Raw genomic sequence first — 13569 nt, forward strand, 5'->3', positions numbered from 1 at the left:
AAAAACCTCTGAACTAGGTTTTCAGCGACTTGCCGAGACGCATCAATCAGCAAGTTGGCGAGTTGTTCAATGACTGAAAACGCGCCGCAGCACTTACCGAAAAAGTCATCTAGGAGATTCACAATGCAAGCACTTGAAAAAGACTTGGAAACTGAACTGCAACTGGACGATTGGTTTGCAGCACCGACCCATGAAGCCGCCGTTGAAATGATGCAAGCCGATGCGGTTGTTCCGTTCGGCACAGCGATGTGGCCTCTGTAAGACATCCCGGCAGGCACGATCCGGCCGGTGGTGCCTGCCACTTTTTCTCGGTTTGTCAGGGAGGACTACATGGATAAGCAACGCGCCATTTCGCATTTCTTTTACTACCTCGAACATCATCCTGCCCTTGCCGGCATCAACCCGGCGAAGGTCTTGCTCGGCCACACGGCTGATTACCAGGCACTGACAAACGCCATCGCCGAACAGGCCAGTGACAGCCCACGGTTCAGCTTCAGCGCAATGCGACTGGACCTGGAACCTACGGAATTGCTGGCCCAAGCGATTGCCGACAGTGATCTGTACATTTTCTTCTACGACTCTTCCACCCTGCCCAACCCACGCCCCGACGGCCCGGAATTTGTCCGCGCGCTGCAAGGCGTCATGGCCGAGAACTGGAAGAAGTCGCTGCTGTTCAAGGATTACGGCGATTACTTCTACGACACGTTCAGTGTCACACCGCAGCGCATTGCCGGGCTGAACAGCCACTTGATCCAGCGCATGTCCCATGCCACCACGTTAAGTTTCAAAGATGATCACGGTTCGTGGTTCGAAACACCGTTGAGCAGTATCAAGAAGTGGACCGACATCAACGGCGTCGGCAACTTCGATCTGGCGCCTGGTGAAATTGCCACGCACAGCGAGGCCATTAACGGCCGGGTCAAGTTCATGGGGACTTTTCTCAGCACCATTCCATTTGCCCGCAAATACGGGGTGCTGGAGTCGCCGCTAGAGTTGTGGATCGAGAACTCGACCATCAGCAAAATCGCCACCGAGGTGCCGGGGCTGGAACATGACTTCAACAAGTACCTGGAGGCCAATCCATCCAATCGGCGGATTGAGGAGTTGGGGATTGGCACCAATGAAGGCGTTAAAGCGTTGTATGCGCGCAATGCCGGGTTCGAGGAGCGTCATTGCGGGCTGCATCTGGGATTGGGGGGTGGCGCGAAGGGTAGCCATCATCTGGACCTGATCTTCTCCAGCGGCGTGTTGGCGCTGGATGATGATCCGGTGTTTGATGGGCGGTTTGTGTTTTAGCCACAAAGCAGGCGGTGCTGCTACTGGCCTCATCGCGAGCAAGCTCGCGATGAGGCCCGAACAGTCACCACCTTACTTAAAGCCAAACCAAAAAAAACGCCAACCCGAAGGTTGGCGTTTTTCATGTGCCGCTTACCAATTACTCAGGCTTGCGACGACCGAAGCCCGGACGCTGGCCCGAACCGGCTGGCGCACCGCGGCGTTTGCCCGATGGTGCGTCCTTGTCGACCAGGACGATGCCTGGACGCTTCTTCGCCGGGGCCTTGGCCGGGCGCTTGGTGTCGGAAGGACGGTCTGCCACCGGCGTACCGCGACCCGACTCACCACGAGACTCGCCACGACCGGCTGGAGCACCGCGATCGCTACGACCACCGCTTGGTGCACCACGGCCTTCGCCGCGCTCGGTGCGACCATTGGCCGGACGTGGCGTGCGTGGACCGCGCTCGCCGTCAGCACGAGGTGCTGCCGGTTTGCGGGCTGGACGCTCGCCTTCGATATGCGGCTCACGAGTATCACGTGGAGTAGCCGCTGTCTGGTTACCGATCGCTGGACGCAACGAACGCACGCGCTCGGTCTTGCCCATTGGACGCGACGATTTACGCTGCATGCGGTCGAGCTTGTCTTTGCTCTTGGCATTCATCTGCGGCATGGCCACAGGCGTCAGGCCAACTTCAGCACTCAGAATGTCGACTTCGTACTGGCTCATTTCGCGCCAGCGGCCCATCGGCAGGTCGGAGTTGAGGAACACCGGACCGAAACGCACGCGTTTCAGACGGCTGACCACCAGGCCCTGGGATTCCCACAGACGACGAACTTCGCGGTTGCGACCTTCCATCACCACGCAGTGGTACCAGTGGTTGAAACCTTCGCCACCTGGCGCCTGCTTGATGTCGGTGAACTTGGCCGGGCCGTCTTCGAGGACGACGCCTGCTTTCAGACGCTCGATCATCTCGTCATCGACTTCGCCACGCACACGTACCGCGTATTCACGGTCCATTTCGTAGGAAGGGTGCATCAGACGGTTGGCCAGCTCACCGTCGGTGGTGAACATCAGCAGACCGGTGGTGTTGATGTCCAGACGACCGATGTTGATCCAGCGACCTTCTTTCGGGCGCGGCATCTTGTCGAAAACGGTCGGACGGCCTTCCGGATCAAGGCGGGTGCAGATTTCGCCGTCCGGCTTGTTGTACATGATCACGCGGCGTACCGACTCGGCGGCTTCTTCGCGCTTGATCACCTTGCCATCAATGGTGATGGCGTCGTGCATGTCGACGCGCTGCCCGAGGGTGGCGTCTTTGCCATTGACCTTGATGCGGCCGTGGCTGATCCAGGCTTCTACGTCACGGCGCGAGCCGACGCCGATACGGGCGAGGACTTTCTGCAGTTTTTCGCCTGCTGGGCCGATTTCCTGGTCGTCTTTCTGGTCGTTGATACTCATCTGGGCACCTCCCGGTGTGGTCTGTTCAGGCGTGGCCTGAAGCAATGTAAAACTGGGTACTTGGGCAAAGGGATCGCCGAAGGGTCGCGAATCATACGCTCATGGGAGCGTTCGCGCATCAGAGACTAGCTGATCAATGCAGACTTACCTGTATTTCCGCCGACCGGTGTCGCCGAGTTTGCTCAACCGCGACACTGAACCCATGTGGGAGCAAGCCAGCTCGCTCCCACAGGGGGTTTAGGGTTTCTTCAGCTCGATCTATCGCAAGTTTCTTGCGACATCACTGGCTGACCACAATCTTCCCGATCATCTGCGGATGCAGCGCACAAAAATACTCAAACTCCCCCGGCGTGTTGAACACCCAGGAAAAGCTGTCATTGGTATCCAGCGCCCCCGAGCGAAACACCTTGTGGGTTTCCGCCACCGTGTGCGGAACCTGGTCGTCGTTCACCCACGTCACTTTGGTGCCCACGGCCACGTTCAAATCCTTGGGCCCGAACATGAACTCCTTGATATTGATTTTCACCTCCTGAGCCCACGCCGGCATCGACAACATCAGGCAGACAACGGCCAACAGTCGCGTTTTCATCCCCGTTCCTCCGCTAAACCAGTGTCGAATCGATCAGCGCCAGCGGATGCTCGCCCTGCGTCGCTCGCACGTCAGTGACCCCTAGATAATTGCGCAATTGATCAGCCGCCACCGTCATCGGCCCCGGTGCCGGCGCCGCACCCGGTGCAGGTTGTGGATAAGCCGTGCCGCGGGCGGTGTGGAAGGTGATATTGCCTTCAACCTTCTGGATGACCTGATGGATATGCCCGTTCAACACCGTCACCGAACCGTACTTGCGCAGCATGGCAATCGCCTGATCGCCATCCTCGGTGCCCCAACCCCACGGCTGATAAATCGTCCACAACGGAATATGGGTAAACACAACGATTGGCGTGCTGCTCGTCACGGCGCGCAAGTCATCGTCCAGCCATGCCAGTTGATCGGCGCCAAGCGTCGCTTCATGGCCAGCCTGGAAGTTGAAGACATTCACCAGCCCGATGAAATGCACACCGTGGTCATCGAAGCTGTACCAGCCATTGCCTTTGGTGCCCTTGCCATAACGCTCCAGATAGAGTTTGCCGCCGCCCTCGTCGAGGGTGTCGTGCTCGCCCGGCACGTAGTGCACGGTGGACGGAAGGCCCTTGAGCAGTTGCGCGGCAGTATCGAATTCTTCCGGCTTCGACAGGTGGGTGATATCGCCGGTATGCAGGATCAACGACGGCCGTTTCGGCAATGCGATGACCTTGTCGATGGCCACCTGCAAGGTCTTCGACGGTTCCGGGTTGGCCTCCTTATTGAAACCGATGTGCGAGTCGCTGATCTGCACAAAGTGAAAGGTGCTGGCCAGCGCTTTGGGGTCGGAGACGTTGCCGGATTCGTCCAGCGCAAACGCCCGCGGAACGCCGCCGCTCAAGGCCCAGATCACACCGGCTCCGGCCCACGCGGAGCACTTGAGCAGTGTCCGGCGGTCGGGGTTCAGCGGACCGTCGGTGCGTCGTTCGTGTTTTGAATGAATGTCCATCGGTGTGCCCTCGCTAGCGGACTACAGTGATGTAGCTGACACGAGATACAACCTTGCGGGACGAGTGTTTATTCCACGTCGGAAAATTATTTTTTCCCCGGGAATAAAACACAGCGAGTGACGGTTATAGGGGTGGGACGTTACGGGAATCACTATGAAGCGATTTGAGGACTTGTTTGCGCCCCACATGGACGCCGCCTACAACCTCGCGCGCTGGCTCACCGGTAACGACAGCGCCGCGCGCGACGTCGTGCAGGAAAGCGCCCTGCGGGCGTTCAGATTCTTGCACCGTTTCGCCGACGGCAATGCCAAGGCCTGGTTTCTGACCATCGTGCGTAACGAAAGCTACACCTGGCTCAAGGCCTCGGCCGGCCACCACTGGGTGGCTATCGGCGATGAACTGCCCGAAGACGATGCCGCGTTGAGTCACGGCCAAACCCCGGAGTTGCTGGCCATTCACACGGAAAACGCGACGATTGTCCAGCAAGCCCTGTGCGCCCTGCCGCCAATATTTCGCGAGGTAATTATTCTGAAGGAGCTCGAAGACATGCCCTACAAGGACATCGCCTTGGTGGCCGACATCCCCATCGGCACCGTCATGTCGAGACTGGCCCGGGCTCGCGCCATGCTCAAGCTCGAACTATTGAAGTTGCATGATCATGAATGAACTCGACTGCACTGCTTGCCAGACGCTGGTTCATGGCTATCTGGACAAGGAACTCGATACGGTGATGGCGGCCCGGGTCGCCGGGCATTTGGCCGTCTGTGCCAAATGCGCGCGGTTGCATGATCAGGCGCAGCTACTGAAGGTAAGCGTGAAGCGCCATGCGCCGTATTACTCGGCGCCGGCGTCGTTGACTGCCAACCTTTTCGCCCCTGTTGCGCCACAAGCCCGTGCAGTGGAACGTTGGCGAAAATGGTTCGCGCCTGTTTTTTCAGCGACAGCGCTGGCCTTGGCAGTGATGCTGTATGTCGTCACACCGGCCAGCGAACAGCCGTTGATGGATGAGGCGGTCTCCAGCCATGTCCGCTCGTTAATGGGTGAACATTTGAACGATGTGGTTTCGTCCGACCGCCATACAGTGAAGCCTTGGTTCACCGGCAAGCTCGACTTCTCGCCGCCGGTATTCGATTACTCGGCGCAGGGCTTTCCATTATTGGGTGGACGGTTGGATTACCTGCAACATCAGACCACGGCGGCCCTGAGTTATGGGCGCGCCAAGCACATTATCAATGTGTTTATCCTGCCCACGCAGGAGGCGGATATGCCGCAGCAGAGTCAGATGGTCCGCGGCTTTAACGTCGTGTTCTGGCAAGAAAACCACATGCGATTTGTGCTGGTTTCCGATCTGGAGAAAAGTGAGCTGGAGGCGTTCAGCCAGTTGCTCAAGAACGGCGCCTGAAGGCAAGGTTGCGCTGCAACATAGAGTCTCCCACTTTGGGTTCGTGTCAGTCTTCGAACTGGCGGCGTTCGTTTTCGATCGCTTCGGCGAGGGCTTGGGCTTCGGCTTCTTCGTCGGTCAACTCGGGCTCGGGCTTGTGTTGTTCAAGCGCAGCGACAGCGGCCAGGAGTTTCTCGCGAGCTTCGGCAACGCCAAGCACATCATCTTCCTGCGCTTCTTCCTGCTCTTCTTCGACTGTGGCTTCGGGCTCGACCTGAAGTTCAACTTCGATCTCAGGCTCGGGCTGATCCAGGATCTCTTCGGTCTCGGTCACCTCGGCATCGCGCAGCAGATCGTCGAAGTCGGTCTTGAGCCCCTCCTCCATGGTGTCCAGTTCCAGCAACAACGTGTGGAAACTGGTTTCTTCCTTCGGCTCTTCCGGCTCGGCGCTGGCGTCGGCCAACTCCTGCAGCCCGGCAGGCACCGGCGCATCGTCGAAATCGAGCACCGGATCAGGCTCCAGCTCGCGTAATTCGGCCAACGGCGGCAAATCGTCGAGGTTCTTCAGATTGAAATGGTCGAGAAAGGCCTTGGTAGTCGCAAACATCGCCGGCTTACCCGGCACGTCGCGGTAACCGACAATGCGGATCCACTCGCGCTCCAGCAAGGTTTTGACGATGTGACTGTTGACCGCCACGCCCCGCACGTCTTCGATCTCGCCCCGGGTGATCGGCTGGCGATAGGCGATCAGCGCAATGGTTTCGAGCATGGCGCGGGAATAGCGCTGCGGCCGCTCTTCCCACAAGCGTCCTACCCACGGCGAGAACTTTTCGCGGATCTGCAAGCGATACCCGGAGGCGACTTCCTTCAGCTCGAAGGCCCGGCCGTCGCAGGACTTGGCGAGAATCGTCAGGGCTTTCTTGAAGACTGGCGGCTCCGGCCGCTCGCCCTCTTCGAAGAGTTCGAACAGGCGTTCAAGCGATTGCGGTTTTCCCGAGGCCAACAGAAAGGCTTCAAGCAATGGCGCCAGCTCGCGGGGTTCAGTCAGGTTCATGATTCAACTCGTTATTCGGCTCGGGCCCGCACGTGGATCGCTGCGAACGGCTCATTCTGCACCAGCTCGACCAAGGATTCCTTGACCAGTTCGAGAATCGCCATAAAGGTTACCACCACCCCCAGACGTCCTTCTTCAGCGGTGAACAGCTCGGCAAAAGGCACGAAACCGCCGCCCTTGAGGCGCTCCAGCACATCGCTCATGCGTTCGCGCGTGGACAGTGCCTCGCGGCTGACCTGGTGACTTTCGAACATGTCGCCACGGCGCAACACTTCTGCCATGGACAACAGCAGCTCTGAAAGACGCACGTCTGGCAACAGCTTGCGTGCCCGAGCTTCCGGGGCGTCGAGCTTGGGGACTACCACGTCACGGCCCACACGGCTCAGGCCATCGATGCCTTCGGCTGCGGCCTTGAAGCGTTCGTACTCTTGCAAGCGGCGGATCAGTTCGGCGCGAGGGTCGTCTTCTTCGGCCTCGATCGTTTCGGCACGCGGCAGCAGCATCCGCGATTTGATCTCGGCCAGCATCGCGGCCATGACCAGGTACTCGGCGGCCAACTCCAGGCGCACCGACTGCATCAACTCGACATAGCCCATGTACTGACGGGTGATTTCCGCCACCGGGATGTCGAGGATGTTGATGTTCTGTTTGCGGATCAGGTACAGCAGCAGGTCCAGGGGGCCTTCGAACGCTTCAAGGAAGACTTCCAGCGCGTCCGGCGGAATGTACAGGTCCAGCGGCATTTCCATGACCGCCTGGCCATAGACCATCGCGAAGGGCAGCTCTTGCTGGGCTCCGGCCTGACTGTCGACAACGGGTTCTACTGCCGACATCTACGCCTCGGCCATGAACGGCGTCGGGTCGCCGCAACCAACGCGGATCACTTCCGGCTCGCCGTCGGCGAGGTTGATCACGGTGGACGCCTTGATCCCGCCGAAACCGCCATCGATGATCAGGTCGACCTGATGCTCGAGCAACTGACGCATTTCGTAAGGATCGGTCATCGGGTCGGTGTCACCGGGCATGATCAGGGTCACGCTCATCAGCGGTTCGCCGAGTTCCTCCAACAGAGCCAGAGCAATCGGATGGCTCGGCACGCGCAGGCCGATGGTGCGTTTTTTCGGGTGCAACAACAGCCGCGGGACTTCGCGGGTGGCGTTCAAAATGAAGGTGTAAGGCCCCGGCAGGTGAGCTTTAAGCAGGCGGAACGTGCCGGTATCTATCTTGGCGAACACCCCCAACTGTGACAAGTCGCTGCAAATCAGCGCGAAGTTGTGTTTGTCATCCAGGCCTCGCAACCGGCGCACGCGCTCCACGGCATTCTTGTCGCCGATCTGGCAACCAATGGCGTAGGACGAGTCTGTGGGATAAATCACCACCCCGCCGCTGCGGATGATCTCGACAGCCTGTTTGATCAGGCGCGCTTGCGGGTTTTCCGGATGAATCTGGAAAAATTGACTCACATTCTCTACCTGTTCAGACGGCGGCAATAATTGGGTCATGTTTGAATCGACACCACAGTGGTGGCAGATCCTCCGGGAGCGGGCGGTACTCACCGATCTCGGACCAGCCTCCAGGGCCATGAAAATCACTGCCGGCGCTGACCAGCAGACCGAATTCACGGGCGAGAATCGCCAGGCTGCCCACTTGCTCGGCGGGCTGATGGCCATTGACCACTTCGATAGCGTGGCCCCCTGCTTGAATATAGTCGGCAATCAGCCGGCGACGTTTGCTGCGAGTGAAATCGTAGTGCCACGGATGCGCCAGGCTGACCCAGGCCTTGGCGGCGCGCAGGGTTTCGACGGTGTCTTCCAGGGTCGGCCAGTGCTGCTTGACGTCCCCCAGCTTGCCGGCGCCCAGCCATTTGCGGAACGCTTCGGCGCGGTCCTTGACGAAACCTTCACGCACCATCCAGTCGGCGAAATGCGGGCGGGCCGGCGCGTTGCCGCTGTCGCCCAGTTCCTGCTGGATGGCCCGAGCCCCTTCGAGCGCACCCGGCATGCCTTTCAATGCCAGTTTTCGGCTTATTTCTTCGGACCGTAACCAGCGGCCATCGTGCAATTTTGCGATGGCCTCGACCAACGGCGCGGCATTGACATCAAATCCGTAGCCCAAAACGTGAATGGTTGCGCCGCCCCAGGTGCAGGACAATTCGACGCCATTGACCAATTGCATCCCCAGCGCGGTCGCCGTACTGCGAGCCTCGTCGAGGCCCTCGAGGGTGTCGTGATCGGTCAAGGCCAGGACTCGCACGCCTTTCTCGAACGCACGCGCAACCAGTACTGCAGGCGCGAGAGCGCCATCGGAGGCCGTGCTATGGCAGTGCAAATCAACATTCACAGGACTTTTTTACCTCAAATCAGCTGGCGCTATCGCGCGCCCATATGTTTGTTATTATGCCGCCACATCCTGCTTCTGGCTGCCACTGTGAAACAATTCATCGATTTCATCCCGCTTCTGCTGTTCTTCATCGTCTTCAAACTCGATCCACGGGTCGTCGACATTGCCGGTCATGAGTTGACTGTAGGCGGTATTTACAGCGCCACCGCCATGCTGATCATCAGCTCCCTAGTGGTTTACGGCACGCTGTTCATCAAGCAGCGCAAGCTCGAGAAGAGCCAGTGGCTGACCCTCATCGCCTGCCTGGTCTTCGGCAGCCTGACCCTGGCGTTCCACAGCGAAACCTTCCTGAAATGGAAAGCCCCGGTGGTGAACTGGCTGTTCGCCCTGGCGTTCATTGGCAGCCACTTCGTCGGTGAGCAATTGCTGATCAAACGCATCATGGGCCACGCGCTGACCCTGCCGGAGCCGGTCTGGACCCGCTTGAACATCGCCTGGATCGGGTTTTTCCTGTTTTGCGGTGCCGCCAACCTGTTCGTCGCGTTCACCTTCCAGGACTACTGGGTCGACTTCAAAGTCTTCGGCAGCCTGGGCATGACGCTGCTGTTCCTGGTCGGCCAGGGCATTTACCTGTCCCGCCACCTGCACGACGCCGATACCACAACGCCAAAAACCGAGGACTGACATGCTTTACGCAATCATTGCCACAGACGTCGCCAACTCCCTGGAAGCCCGCCTGGCCGCACGGCCTGCACACCTTGAGCGCCTGCAAGTGCTCAAAGGTGAAGGTCGCATCGTTTTGGCCGGTCCACACCCGGCGGTCGACAGCAATGATCCGGGCGCTGCGGGTTTCACCGGCAGCCTGATCGTCGCCGAATTCGATTCCCTGAGCGCCGCCCAGGCCTGGGCCGACGCCGATCCATATGTCGCCGCAGGCGTCTACGCCAACGTTTCGGTCAAGCCGTTCAAGCAAGTCCTGCCGTAATATCCCTCCAGCGCGATGAACCTTATCGGTTCATCGCGCGCTCAACGCTCATTATTCTCGTTTACCGGCCGACAACCTGCCCAATACTCGTATTGGAATCAGGAGTGGCGATGCGCAAAGGTCCGTTGTGTCTGATGTTGGTGACGTTGTCGATTGTGGCCCCTGCTCACGGTGAAGAAAGCGCCGAGGGCGGTAATTCCACACCATTGTCCCTGAGCGCCGGCAGCCAGATCACCCAGTTGCAACAGCGCTTGAAGGTAAGCGAACAGCAACGAGAAGAACTGAGTAAACAACTGCAAAATACCGATGCCGAACGCGAAAGCGCTCAGTTGAGCCGGTTGCGCCAAGAGAATCAGCGCCTCAAGCTGCAACTCAAGGAAGCCCAGGCCAGCAACCCGCTGCCGCGTCTATTGACCGATCAGCAACAGTGGTTCGTCATTGGCGCCGCAGTAGCGCTATTGGCGCTGCTCTGCGGTATCTTCGCCAGTGGCGCCACCAGAAAACGTAGGCAATGGCTAAATTGAGTGAGTCATGAGCGAGCTGTTATTAATTGATGATGACCAGGAGCTGTGTGAGCTCCTGAGCAGTTGGTTGAGCCAGGAAGGCTTCCAGGTCCGCGCCTGCCACGATGGTCAGAGCGCCCGTCGCGCACTGGCCGAAACGTCGCCGGCAGCCGTGGTACTGGACGTGATGCTGCCGGACGGCAGCGGCCTGGAACTGCTCAAGCAATTGCGTAGCGATCACCCGGACTTGCCGGTGCTGATGCTCTCGGCCCGCGGCGAGCCGCTGGACCGCATCCTCGGCCTGGAACTCGGTGCCGACGATTACCTGGCCAAACCGTGCGACCCACGGGAACTGACAGCCCGCCTGCGCGCCGTGTTGCGCCGCAGTCATCCGGCAGCAGTCTCCAGTCAGCTCGAACTCGGCGATTTGTGTTTCAGCCCGGTACGTGGCGTGGTCAGCATCGATGAACAGGAATTCACCCTCACCGTTTCCGAAAGCCGTTTGCTCGAAGCCCTGCTCAAGCAGCCCGGCGAGCCGCTGGACAAACAGGAACTGGCGCAAATCGCCCTCGGCCGCAAGCTGACGCTGTACGACCGCAGCCTGGACATGCACGTCAGCAACCTGCGCAAAAAAATCGGCCCGCACCCCGACGGCCGCCCGCGCATCGTGGCCCTGCGCAGCCGCGGCTACTACTACAGCCTCTGAAATCCAACGCAAACCTTCGTAGCAGCTGTCGAGCCCTAGCGAGGCTGCGTTCGGCTGCGCAGCAGTCGTAAATCCTGCGCGCTCGGTTTACCCGAAATTCCGCGGCGCCTGAATTCACGACTGCTGCGCAGCCGAACGCAGCCTCGCAGGCTCGGCAGCTGCTACACGGGTCATGTGTGTCCAAAAGGTGTTGGATTTGTCAGGTCAATCTGAAATCGTCTTTACCCAAGCTTTACGCTCCGCTGACCGCCGCTGACCTTGATCTCCGTAATCTGTACTCATCCGGAACGTACCGGGAACGAGACAAGGAGATTCACCATGCGCAAGACTCTTATCGCTCTGATGTTCGCTGCCGCCCTGCCGACCGTTGCCATGGCCATGCCTGAAGGTGCCGGCCCGATGGGTGGCCCGATGGACGGCTCACGCCATGGCGGTCAGATGCACGGCATGCACGGCAAAGGCCCGTACAGCCAGCTGGACCTGAGCCGCGAACAGCGCGAACAGATCCGCAAAATCATGGGCGAGCAGATGCATGAGCGTCAGCAAGTGGTCGACAAGTACCTGGAAAAACTCTCGCCAGCCGACCAGAAAGCCATGAAAGATGAAATGGCAGCCAACCACAAAAAAGCTGAAGCCGACGTGCGTGCCTTGCTGAAACCGGATCAACAGAAGCAATTTGACGAGATCCAGAAAAAACAGGCTGAGCGTCGCGCCGAATGGGCCGAGTTCAAGGCCTGGAAAGCGCAACAGCCGCAAAAGGCGCAATAATGCGTTAACCCCCGGACCCGACGCCTAACACCGTTGGGTCTGATGCCACTCAGTTCATTGTGGGAGCGGGCTTGCTCGCGAAAGCGGTGTGTCAGGCAAAGCATTTGTTAACTGACACACCGCTTTCGCGAGCAAGCCCGCTCCCACATGGGATTTGTGTTTGTTTGAGGATTTTCTGTGCGCTCATTGTTCTGGCGTATTCTGGCCAGCTTCTGGCTGGCCATCGCTCTGGTTGCAGGGCTCTCCATTCTGCTGGGGCACATGCTCAATCAGGACGCGTGGATTCTCAGTCGCCATCCCGGCCTCAATACCTTGGCCGAGCAGTGGACGCAAACCTACGAGTCACAGGGTGAAGACGCGGCCCAGGACATTCTGGAACAGCGCAAGCGCCAGTATCACATCGACGTTCAAGTGCTCAACGAGAGCGGCGATCCGGTGGTGCGCGGTACGTTCCCACGCAGGGCGGCTGCCTTCGAAGCGCGGCAGAACAACGATGATCGCCGCCTGCCATGGCGTCGTCTGACCGTGGAATACACCAGCGAAAAAACCGGCGACACCTACCTGCTGATCTATCGAATTCCGCACCCGGAGCTGGACGCCTGGCACCGCGAAAGCCTGCTCTGGCCGTTGAGTGCGCTGGGTATCGCGTTGGTGGTGCTGACCTTGTTCAGCCTGTTCGTGACGATGTCCATTACTCGCCCACTCAGCCGCTTGCGCGGCGCGGTGCATGATCTGGGGCAAACCACCTACCAACAAAACAGCCTGGTAAAACTGGCCAACCGCCGCGATGAGTTCGGCGTGCTGGCCAACGACTTCAACCGCATGGGCGCGCGTCTGCAAAGTTTGATCGGCAGTCAGCGGCAGTTGCTGCGAGATGTGTCCCATGAACTACGTTCTCCGCTTGCGCGGCTGCGCATTGCACTGGCACTCGCCGAGCGGGCCAACCCTGAAGAACGGGAAAAGCTCTGGCCGCGCCTCACTCGGGAGTGCGATCGACTGGAAGCACTGATCAGCGAAATTCTGGTTCTGGCGCGGGTCGATGCCGACAACGCCAGCGCTGAAGAGGTTGATCTCAATGCGCTGCTCAACACTCTGCAAAAGGATGCTCAATTGGGTTCGCCGGAGCAGAACGTGCACCTTGAGGCCGAACCGCAGCTAAACCTTAAAGGCTGGCCGACGATGATCGAGCGCGCCGTCGACAACCTGCTGCGCAATGCTCAGCGGTTCAACCCGGTGGGACAGTCGATTGAAATGCAGGCGGTGCGTCAGGGCGAGCGGATTGTGGTCAGTGTGCGTGACCATGGGCCGGGCGTAGAGGCTACGCATTTGAGCCAGTTGGGTGAGCCGTTCTATCGGGCGCCGGGGCAGACGGCGGCTGGACATGGTTTGGGATTGGCCATTGCGCGCCGTGCGGCGGAACGGCATGGCGGGAGTCTGGTGCTGGCTAATCATCCCGATGGCGGTTTTATCGCCAGCCTGGAGTTGCCGTTAGTGCCGGGGGCGGTTGTTCAGCCGTAAGCGCCGTG

Annotated in this window: 17 protein-coding genes; 10 read left to right on the forward strand and 7 right to left on the reverse strand. The window is 59.4% G+C overall.

Going from position 1 to position 13569, the window contains the following annotated elements:
* Positions 1-123 precede the first annotated feature (123 nt).
* Together ASC74_RS31865 and ASC74_RS15390 are read left to right on the forward strand one after the other, a co-directional pair.
* Positions 124-261 carry a hypothetical protein gene (locus tag ASC74_RS31865; protein WP_046046423.1) on the forward strand — a complete coding sequence of 46 codons (138 nt, stop codon included), beginning with the start codon at positions 124-126 and terminating at the stop codon, positions 259-261.
* Positions 262-330: 69 nt separating this feature from the next.
* Positions 331-1296, forward strand: coding sequence for a hypothetical protein (locus tag ASC74_RS15390; RefSeq protein WP_056742160.1), 966 nt, complete (start codon positions 331-333; stop codon positions 1294-1296).
* Positions 1297-1435: 139 nt separating this feature from the next.
* On the opposite strand, the gene rluB is transcribed toward ASC74_RS15390, so the two are convergent.
* The 3 genes from rluB to ASC74_RS15405 form a co-directional block, all read right to left on the reverse strand.
* Positions 1436-2734 carry a 23S rRNA pseudouridine(2605) synthase RluB gene (gene rluB / locus ASC74_RS15395; protein ID WP_008156114.1) on the reverse strand — a complete coding sequence of 433 codons (1299 nt, stop codon included), beginning with the start codon at positions 2732-2734 and terminating at the stop codon, positions 1436-1438.
* 280 nt (positions 2735-3014) lie between these two features.
* Positions 3015-3323, reverse strand: a complete 309-nt coding sequence (locus ASC74_RS15400) for a cupredoxin domain-containing protein (protein WP_056742162.1) — start codon at positions 3321-3323, stop codon at positions 3015-3017.
* A 13-nt stretch (positions 3324-3336) separates the two neighbouring features.
* The gene (locus ASC74_RS15405; protein WP_056742163.1) at positions 3337-4305 is read right to left on the reverse strand and encodes a metallophosphoesterase family protein; all 969 of its coding nucleotides are present in this window, start codon (positions 4303-4305) and stop codon (positions 3337-3339) included.
* A 154-nt stretch (positions 4306-4459) separates the two neighbouring features.
* Between ASC74_RS15405 and ASC74_RS15410 the strand changes: the two genes are divergently transcribed.
* Both ASC74_RS15410 and ASC74_RS15415 read left to right on the forward strand, forming a co-directional pair.
* Positions 4460-4972, forward strand: a complete 513-nt coding sequence (locus ASC74_RS15410) for a sigma-70 family RNA polymerase sigma factor (protein ID WP_056742166.1) — start codon at positions 4460-4462, stop codon at positions 4970-4972.
* Positions 4965-5708, forward strand: a complete 744-nt coding sequence (locus ASC74_RS15415) for an anti-sigma factor family protein (RefSeq protein ID WP_056742217.1) — start codon at positions 4965-4967, stop codon at positions 5706-5708. The genes ASC74_RS15410 and ASC74_RS15415 overlap by 8 nt, the downstream gene beginning before the upstream one ends.
* Before the next feature lie 46 nt (positions 5709-5754).
* Here ASC74_RS15415 and scpB read toward each other — a convergent pair whose 3' ends face one another.
* From scpB to ASC74_RS15435, 4 genes are all read right to left on the reverse strand, one after another.
* Complete coding sequence (gene scpB, locus ASC74_RS15420; RefSeq protein WP_056742168.1) at positions 5755-6741, reverse strand: SMC-Scp complex subunit ScpB; 987 nt, start codon at positions 6739-6741, stop codon at positions 5755-5757.
* An 11-nt stretch (positions 6742-6752) separates the two neighbouring features.
* Complete coding sequence (locus ASC74_RS15425; RefSeq protein WP_176471533.1) at positions 6753-7451, reverse strand: segregation and condensation protein A; 699 nt, start codon at positions 7449-7451, stop codon at positions 6753-6755.
* A gap of 123 nt (positions 7452-7574) precedes the next feature.
* Positions 7575-8204, reverse strand: a complete 630-nt coding sequence (locus tag ASC74_RS15430; RefSeq protein ID WP_156400825.1) for an L-threonylcarbamoyladenylate synthase — start codon at positions 8202-8204, stop codon at positions 7575-7577.
* A 13-nt stretch (positions 8205-8217) separates the two neighbouring features.
* Positions 8218-9081: a PHP domain-containing protein gene (locus ASC74_RS15435; RefSeq protein WP_046046431.1), complete on the reverse strand. Its 864-nt coding sequence runs from the start codon at positions 9079-9081 to the stop codon at positions 8218-8220.
* Between the two features lie 87 nt (positions 9082-9168).
* On the opposite strand from ASC74_RS15435, the gene ASC74_RS15440 reads away from it, so the two are divergent.
* From ASC74_RS15440 to ASC74_RS15465, 6 genes are all read left to right on the forward strand, one after another.
* Entirely contained in the window at positions 9169-9765 is a 597-nt protein-coding gene (locus ASC74_RS15440) for a septation protein A (protein WP_033053479.1), read from the forward strand.
* Position 9766: 1 nt separating this feature from the next.
* A complete protein-coding gene (locus tag ASC74_RS15445) occupies positions 9767-10066 on the forward strand; it encodes a YciI family protein (protein ID WP_046046433.1) in 300 nt (99 codons plus the stop codon).
* 110 nt (positions 10067-10176) lie between these two features.
* Entirely contained in the window at positions 10177-10590 is a 414-nt protein-coding gene (locus ASC74_RS15450) for a hypothetical protein (protein WP_056742173.1), read from the forward strand.
* A gap of 7 nt (positions 10591-10597) precedes the next feature.
* Positions 10598-11275 carry a response regulator transcription factor gene (locus ASC74_RS15455; protein WP_027922300.1) on the forward strand — a complete coding sequence of 226 codons (678 nt, stop codon included), beginning with the start codon at positions 10598-10600 and terminating at the stop codon, positions 11273-11275.
* Positions 11276-11593: 318 nt separating this feature from the next.
* On the forward strand, positions 11594-12043 hold the full coding sequence (locus ASC74_RS15460; RefSeq protein ID WP_056742175.1) for an LTXXQ domain protein: 450 nt from the start codon (positions 11594-11596) through the stop codon (positions 12041-12043).
* A gap of 177 nt (positions 12044-12220) precedes the next feature.
* The gene (locus ASC74_RS15465) at positions 12221-13561 is read left to right on the forward strand and encodes a sensor histidine kinase (RefSeq protein ID WP_056742177.1); all 1341 of its coding nucleotides are present in this window, start codon (positions 12221-12223) and stop codon (positions 13559-13561) included.
* The last annotated feature ends 8 nt before the right edge of the window (positions 13562-13569 follow it).

Origin of the sequence: Pseudomonas sp. Root329 (genome assembly GCF_001424925.1) — a bacterium.
Classification (GTDB): Bacteria; Pseudomonadota; Gammaproteobacteria; order Pseudomonadales; family Pseudomonadaceae; genus Aquipseudomonas; species Aquipseudomonas arabinosi.